Origin of the sequence: Methyloceanibacter marginalis (genome assembly GCF_001723295.1) — a bacterium.
GTDB classification, from domain to species: domain Bacteria; phylum Pseudomonadota; class Alphaproteobacteria; order Rhizobiales; family Methyloligellaceae; genus Methyloceanibacter; species Methyloceanibacter marginalis.
The window spans coordinates 1-5,462 of sequence record NZ_LPWD01000226.1; the positions used below are offsets into that span (position 1 = coordinate 1).

Here is a 5,462-nt window from a genome sequence, read left to right on the forward strand (position 1 = left end):
GGTCGAGTCCGGACTTGAGCGCAGGCGGCCGCGTGCCGACGCGCTTCGCCGTTCGGTGCGCAATGGAAACGGTTTTGTCTTTAGACGGTGAGGCCACGCCGCAAACCCTCAACTCTTACTGAACCCTGGAGCTACCACTCAGAGGCGTCCGCTGCCAGGAGCGGCAACCAACATGGTTTGCCGCCGAAAAGGCCCTATTCGCAAATCTTCACGTAGCGCCGTTTTTTCATATCGAAGTGAAAATGATCCTTATGGGCTGCGTTCGCCGCTGGCCCGAGCACGGTCTCGAAGGTCTTGCAGGCATCATTGTGGACGACCCGCATGAAGGCCGCGGCATCCTCGGGCTGCAGCTTGCGAGGCGGCGAAGGCTCCGAGGTCGCCTCCTCAGACTCTGGTTCTTCTGCGGGCAGAGCCGCGCCGGGCGCAGGCAGGGGACTGACAAACGGGTTGGACTTGGCCGCTGCAATCGGGGTCCTGACCTTTCGGTCCGAATCGGACGAGGTCCGTGGCAGTGGCGACAGCGGCGGTTGGGCCACGGGAGGCGGCGTGGGCCTGACAAACGGATTGGTCTTCACTCTCGTCACCGCGGCAAGCGCGTTGCCGAAGGAGGGGCGGGTCGAGACGGCGACGATGGCGCCCGTCGTCTCCTCCGATGCCATGGCACGCTCGATGGCCGCGTCGGCGACCCGGTGCGGATTGGGCAGCGGCGGTTCCGGTGCGATGGGCCGGGCGACTGCACCATAGGGCCAATTCCCCAACACCTTGAAGCGCTGCCCCGAGTCGAAGACGAACTCGGAAATATCGAGGGCGTTGGCCAAGGCATGCTCGCTGATCTTCGTGTTGGCACCGCCATAGCGGTTTCTGCATTTGTAGGATGAAGCGTTACGGAGCGTGACGACGCGCGAGCCAAGCACGGAGCCGCCGGCTGGACTGTCTCTCTCAGCCAGGCGTCGAGGCCACCGCGAGCGTGCATCGCATCGTGGCCGGCGGCGAGATCGTCACCGCGGGGTCACCGATCGACTTCACCAGGATCGGGGCCGGTGCGCCGCAAAGGCCTTTCTTGATCGGGTCGAGCTGCTCGTAGTCGAGCGTTACACCCGCGAGCATCTCGGCGCAGGCTTCGCGTGCGGCGACGACCTTGGGATCCGTCCAGGCCACCGTAGGCTTGTCGCCGGGCAGATTGGGCTTTTCTTCCGGAGCGGGCAGCAGCGCCGTGTCCCGGGCGGGTTCCCCGCTGCGCGCCGGGTTCCGATCAGGCAGAGGCGGAAGCGGCTCTTGAGCCTGCGTCTCCGCCGCAACGAACCCGGCCAGGCCGAGCGCAAGTCCGAACACGAGCCCAAATTTGAAGTCCCGGATCATAGCGTGCGTCATTTCTCGTCTGCGCTTGTGGTTTGCGCCACGGGATGCTAGCTGCGCCAAGCCTTTCTAAAGCTCGATTTTGGCGAATTTGGTAGGGGGCATTTCCCGTTTTGTCCGAAGCGCTTGGCATCACTTTCAAGGAAAACGACCGCGCCGGCATTGTAACCCTCGACCGGCCCGATAGGTTGAACGCGCTCACGCGCGAGATGTTCGACGCCTTGAGCGCGAATTACCGGCGTTGGGCGCCGGCGCCGCATATTTACGGCGTGGTGATGGAGTCCTCCCACCCGACCGTCTTCTGCAGCGGCGGCGATCTCAAAGTTCTGACGCCCACCAGCCAGGGTGCCACCGACACGATCCGCGAATTCTATCGGGCAGCTTACAGCCATGTCTGGGTGCTGGAGAAATTCATCCGGCCAAACGTACCGCTCATCAATGGGCTCGCCTTCGGCGGCGGCGTCGGCATTTCGCTGCTTGGCACCCATTGCGTGGCAGGCGAGGGCTACCGCTTCGCCATGCCGCAAGTGGGGATCGGATTTCTCCCCGATATCGGGGGCACCTATTTCCTTCCGCGCTTGTTCGGCTGGATGGGCACCTACCTGGCGCTCACGGGCGCCAGCATCGGCCCCGCGGACGCCCACCGCTTGCGGCTCGTGAGCCACTACATCCCGTCCGCTCAGTTCGGCACGATCAAGGAAGCGCTGGCCGACAATCATCCGATCGACCGGCTACTCGACGGTCTCCATCGCGACCCCGGCGAAGGGGATCTGGTGCGCCATACGCCAATGATCGACCGCGCGTTCTCGGCCGGTTCGGTTGAGGAAATCCTCGCGCGCCTCGATGCCGAGGACGGTGAGGACGAACCCTGGGCCAGGGAGACCGCGGCGGAACTCCGCAAGAAATCGCCCACGTCGCTCAAGATCGCCTTTAAGCAGATGCAGGTCGGCAATGGCCTGACGCTGGCAGAGGCCTTGAAGCTGGAATTCCGGCTGGCCTCGCACCTGGTCACCACCCATGATTTCCGCGAAGGCATCGACGTGCGCATCGCGGGCAAGGGCCGGGCGCCTGACTGGCAGCCCGCAACACTCGAAGAGGTCGATGATCGGGAGATCGAGCGTCTATTTTCGACGCAAGTGGAGGGCGAGCTCGAACTCGACGAGCGGCAGCCCGGACCCTAAGAAGCGTTGATAATGAACGCAAAGCGCGCCAACATCAACAAGAATTAATACTAGAATTTCATGCAATCTTAAGCGTCTCGCTTAAGCTCATTTTAGCTCGGCCAAGCCTATAGTCCCGATCAAGTTGGGGTTTAACAACAAACAACGAGGGTAGGCGATGAATGTAGCCCTGGATATAGGGACACATGCGAGCACCGATGGGGCGGAAGACCTCAAAGGGCGGTATCTGGTTTCCTTGAAGCTTGTCGAGCGGCTCCACCGGCTGCTGCTCGATGTCATCAAAGACGAGTTCGAGCGTCTTGGCCGTGCCGACGTGAACAGCGTTCAGGCGCTGCTCCTTTACAATATCGGCGATGCCGAGCTGACGGCGGGCGAGTTGACCAGCCGCGGCTACTATCTCGGCTCGAACGTGTCCTACAATCTCAAGAAGCTGGTGGATGCCGGGTACATCAACCACGAGCGCTCGACCACCGACCGCCGTTCCGTGCGGGTGAGCCTCACCGAAAAGGGCCAGGACGTCTCCAAGGTCATCAACGGCTTGTTCCAGCGCCAGCTGCGCTCTCTGGAGCAGGTGGGTGGTATCGGCCAGGACGATCTGGAGACCCTTAACAAGGCTCTGATCCGGTTGGAGCGCTTCTGGACCGATCAGATTCGCTACCAGCTCTAAAAATTGCATCAGATCTTCGTGATCTTCTCGCCCCAGTGGAGATATCCGCTGGGGCGATTGGCGTTGAGGCCGGGACAAGCCCAAATTCGCCCCATTTCCCGGGCATTGTCGGAGACATGGGAGCCGCGAGAGTCGGTTGAGGCAGCGGCGAGAGCCTTCTGAGGGAAGCATTCCAAAGGTGAAATACGGCCGAGCAGGTCAGTCGCCGGACCGAAATGTCTTCGCACACCTGTCTTGGTTAAAGTTTTTTTGACACCAAGTGAGGATTCATCAGGCTCGAAACGAGTAGAGCGGCCGCGCTAAAGCGCTTATAGTTAAGCCTGGATCGAGGGCCGCAACGACGGGGAGCGGCATGCCCAATTCAACGGACGTCATCAGGAGCGGATCGCGGATCGCGGCCGCAGGGCTCGCGGCGGCATTTCTGGTTGCGACCATGCAGCCGTCCAGCGCCGGTCCCTTCAATTGGTTCAAAGGCAAGGAGCCCGGGCAGCAGCCCCAGGAGGTGGCGCCCCAGGGCGGCGGCAGCTCCGGCGGCGGCGGCCTGTTCGGCGGCCTGTTCAACGGCTCGCGCGGCTCTTCGCTGAGAACGGAAAGCCACGACTCTCACAAATCCGAACTTCCTCAGGGCGACCCCGAGGTCGCGATGATCGTCAATCCGGCGCTTGGCTCGCCCACGCTCGCCACGCAGAACATTGCTGCAACCAAAGCCGCTATCGAAAAATACAAGGGGATCGTCGCCCAAGGCGGCTGGCCCACGGTGCCGGCCGTGGCGATGAAGCCGGGCTCGAGCGGTCCTGAGATCGTCACCTTGCATCGCCGGCTCGAGATCGGCGGCGACTTGGTCGGCATGAGCATTCCGGATCAGTACGACGCGGCGGTCGTGGCCGCGGTGAAGCGCTTCCAAGTGCGCCATGGTTTGCCGCCGACGGGCGTGATCGACTCCAAGGCGACGGTTGAAGCGCTGAACGTGCCGGCAACGGTTCGCTTGGCGCAGCTTGAGGCCAACTTGAAGCGCTTGAAGAATCTCGCGCCGAAAGCAACCGGGCGCTACATCCTCGTCAACATTCCGGCGGCGCAAGTGGAGGCGGTCGAGGGCGGCCGCGTGGCGCAGCGTCATGCAGCGGTGGTGGGCAAGATCGAACGGCCGACGCCGGAGCTTTCCAGCAGGGTCACCGACATCAACTTCAACCCCTATTGGCACGTGCCACGGAGCATCATCCACAAGGATCTCGTGCCCAAGGGCCGCGAGTTCGCGACCCGTGGTCAAGACATGCTGGCGGCTTACCACATGGAAGCCTTCGACGCGCAGGGCAACCCGCTCGATCCGCGCCAGATCGATTGGTTCGGCGAGGCGGTCTACACCTACAATTTCCGCCAGCGTCCCTGGGAGGAGAATTCTCTCGGCTTCGTGAAGATCAACTTCCCGAACAAGGACGCGGTCTACCTGCACGACACCCCGCTCAAGGGGCTGTTCGGCAAGGCGGTGCGTTTCGAGAGCTCGGGCTGCGTGCGCGTCCACAATGTGGATCACCTCGTCGCCTGGATCCTACGCGGGAACCCGAATTGGAACTTGGCTAGCATCCAAGGCATGAAGCACACCGGTCAGCAGGCCGACGTGAAAGTGACCCAGAACATCGGTGTCTATCTCGCCTATGTCAGCGCCTGGGCGACCCCGGACGGCCAAGTAAACTTCCGCCCCGACATCTATAACCACGACGTGGGCGCCTACGCTTCGGCCTATTAGACGTCGAGCGCACGAGCGCAAGAACGGCACAAAAAAGGCCATCCAGTTCACGCTGGATGGCCTTTTGTTTGCGCCCCGCACCGTCGCGCGTGGAGCCTCAGGCGGAGAGCTTCACGGGGATCTTCAAATATTGGATGCCGTTCGGATCCGGCGGCGGCAGATGACCCGCGCGCATATTGACCTGGATCGACGGCATCAACAGTTCGGGTGCCGCGAGCGTTGCGTCGCGCGCCTCGCGCATGGCGACGAAATCATCCTCGCTGACCCCTTCCTTGACGTGGGCATTATGCGCGCGCTGCTCGGCGACCGTCGTCTCCCAGGCGTAGTCCTCGCGGCCGGGCGACTTGTAGTCGTGGCACATGAACAGCCGCGTCGTTGGCGGTAGCGCGAGCAGCCGCTGGATGGAGCGGTAGAGCTTGTGGGCGTCCCCGCCGGGGAAGTCCGCCCGCGCCGTGCCGAAGTCCGGCATGAACAGCGTGTCGCCGACAAAGACCGCGTCACCGATCTTATAGGC

General features: G+C 62.7%; 5 protein-coding genes and 1 pseudogene. 3 read left to right on the top strand and 3 right to left on the bottom strand.

Features of this window, described 5'->3' with window-relative positions:
- Positions 1-194: 194 nt before the first annotated feature.
- Positions 195-947, bottom strand: a complete 753-nt coding sequence (locus tag AUC71_RS20260) for an extensin family protein (protein ID WP_244500870.1) — start codon at positions 945-947, stop codon at positions 195-197.
- A complete protein-coding gene (locus AUC71_RS09055; RefSeq protein WP_069624006.1) occupies positions 940-1,371 on the bottom strand; it encodes a hypothetical protein in 432 nt (143 codons plus the stop codon). The genes AUC71_RS20260 and AUC71_RS09055 overlap by 8 nt, the downstream gene beginning before the upstream one ends.
- Before the next feature lie 98 nt (positions 1,372-1,469).
- On the opposite strand from AUC71_RS09055, the gene AUC71_RS09060 reads away from it, so the two are divergent.
- The 3 genes from AUC71_RS09060 to AUC71_RS09070 all read left to right on the top strand — a co-directional run bounded on the left by AUC71_RS09060 (position 1,470) and on the right by AUC71_RS09070 (position 4,948).
- Positions 1,470-2,537: an enoyl-CoA hydratase/isomerase family protein gene (locus tag AUC71_RS09060; RefSeq protein ID WP_069624007.1), complete on the top strand. Its 1,068-nt coding sequence runs from the start codon at positions 1,470-1,472 to the stop codon at positions 2,535-2,537.
- Positions 2,538-2,694: 157 nt separating this feature from the next.
- The gene (ldtR, locus tag AUC71_RS09065) at positions 2,695-3,204 is read left to right on the top strand and encodes a transcriptional regulator LdtR (RefSeq protein ID WP_069624008.1); all 510 of its coding nucleotides are present in this window, start codon (positions 2,695-2,697) and stop codon (positions 3,202-3,204) included.
- 352 nt (positions 3,205-3,556) lie between these two features.
- Complete coding sequence (locus tag AUC71_RS09070; RefSeq protein ID WP_069624009.1) at positions 3,557-4,948, top strand: L,D-transpeptidase family protein; 1,392 nt, start codon at positions 3,557-3,559, stop codon at positions 4,946-4,948.
- A 97-nt stretch (positions 4,949-5,045) separates the two neighbouring features.
- Here the strand turns inward: AUC71_RS09070 and AUC71_RS09075 are convergent.
- Positions 5,046-5,462, bottom strand: a pseudogene (locus tag AUC71_RS09075) (MBL fold metallo-hydrolase); the annotation flags it as partial.

Bases quoted from the DNA above. Each gene is read 5' to 3' on its own strand.
- ldtR (WP_069624008.1), top strand. From the start codon at position 2,695: ATGAATGTAGCCCTGGATATAGGGACACATGCGAGCACCGATGGGGCG.
- AUC71_RS09055 (WP_069624006.1), bottom strand. From the start codon at position 1,371: ATGACGCACGCTATGATCCGGGACTTCAAATTTGGGCTCGTGTTCGGA.
- AUC71_RS09070 (WP_069624009.1), top strand. From the start codon at position 3,557: ATGCCCAATTCAACGGACGTCATCAGGAGCGGATCGCGGATCGCGGCC.